We start from the raw sequence: 1476 nt of genomic DNA on the forward strand, positions 1-1476 counted from the left end.
GTACAGAAGTACAGTCGAAAAAGGTTAGTCGCAAGAAGTCAGCAGAGGCCATAGTAATGACCTAAGATCATGAAGGGCTGAACAATTTATAGTGTTTCAACGCCACGAATGCGTAAGTGACGAACTCCGAATGTGTTAATGGTGAAAGTATGAGCGTATCTCAAAGGACAGCCAAAAAGGAGATATCATTTACTACGTGAGAGGAAAGGAGAAACGAGTGTGTGGAACTTTTAGAAAAGATTCTAAGTAATCAAAATATGAATGAGGCCTACCTACGTGTGTATAGAAATAAAGGTGCAAGTGGAGTCGATGGAATAACGATCGATGAATTGAAACAATACCTGAAAGAAAATAAGGATGAGCTACGTCAGCGCATCAGAACAAGAAAATACCAACCACAAGCTGCCTTAAGAGTGGAGATCCCAAAAGAGAATGGAAAAATGCGCAAATTGGGAATACCAACAGTAGTGGATAGAGTAGTTCAACAAGCCATTCATCAAGTACTCAGTCCGATATTTGAAAAGCAGTTCAGCGAATTTAGTTATGGCTTTAGACCGAAAAGAAGTTGTGAGATGGCGATTATAAAAAGCTTGGAATTTCTGAATAATGGACACGATTGGGTTGTGGATATTGACCTTGAAAGATTTTTCGATACAGTCCATCACGATAAACTCATGCGAATCATTTCTAATACAATAGATGACGGAGATGTCATTTCTCTAATAAGAAAATATCTTGTCAGTGGGGTTATGGTGAATGGGAAATATGAAGAAACACCAGTTGGAACTCCGCAAGGAGGAAACCTAAGCCCACTGTTGAGTAATATTATGTTAAACGAACTGGATAAGGAACTAGAAAGTAGAGGACTCCAATTCGTGAGATACGCTGATGACGCCCTCATCTTCGTGCAGAGTGAGAAAGCGGCCAATAGAGTGATGGAATCAATCGTGAGATTTATAGAAAAGAAATTAGGGTTGATAGTCAATGTAGAGAAGAGTAAAATCTCCCGTCCAAAGGATTTGAAATTCTTAGGATTTGGATTTTATTACGATTCTAAGAATGAGAAATATCAAGTAAAACCTCATCTCACATCCATACAAAAACTTCAAAGGAAGCTTCGAAAATTAACAAAGCGAAATTGGAGTGTTCCGCTGGATTACCGAATTCTAAAACTAAAACAAGTCATACTTGGGTGGGTGAATTACTTTAGAATCTCAAATATGAAAAAAGCGATGACTGAGATAGATAAGAAGCTTCGCTCCAGAATTAGAGTTATCATCTGGAAGCAATGGAAGGTAGCGAAGAAACAAATCAAATCGCTTGTTCAATTAGGGATTCCAGAGGAAGAGGCAAAAGGATTAACTTTCTGTCGAAAAGGTTATCGGTACATCGGACTATCAAAAGTTGTTCAAAGAGCAATCTCGAACAAAAGACTAAAGCAGAGGGGATTTCCCTCTGCTTTAGAACGTTATCTAA

1 protein-coding gene is annotated in these 1476 nt (G+C 38.4%); it reads left to right on the top strand.

The annotated features are described in order from the left end of the window. Nucleotides 1-221 precede the first annotated feature (221 nt). Nucleotides 222-1476 (top strand): group II intron reverse transcriptase/maturase (gene ltrA / locus HNP81_RS23565; RefSeq protein ID WP_182504188.1); only part of this gene is annotated, 1255 nt, incomplete at its 3' end.

Source organism: Peribacillus huizhouensis (assembly GCF_014138605.1).
GTDB classification, from domain to species: Bacteria; Bacillota; Bacilli; order Bacillales; family DSM-1321; genus Peribacillus; species Peribacillus huizhouensis.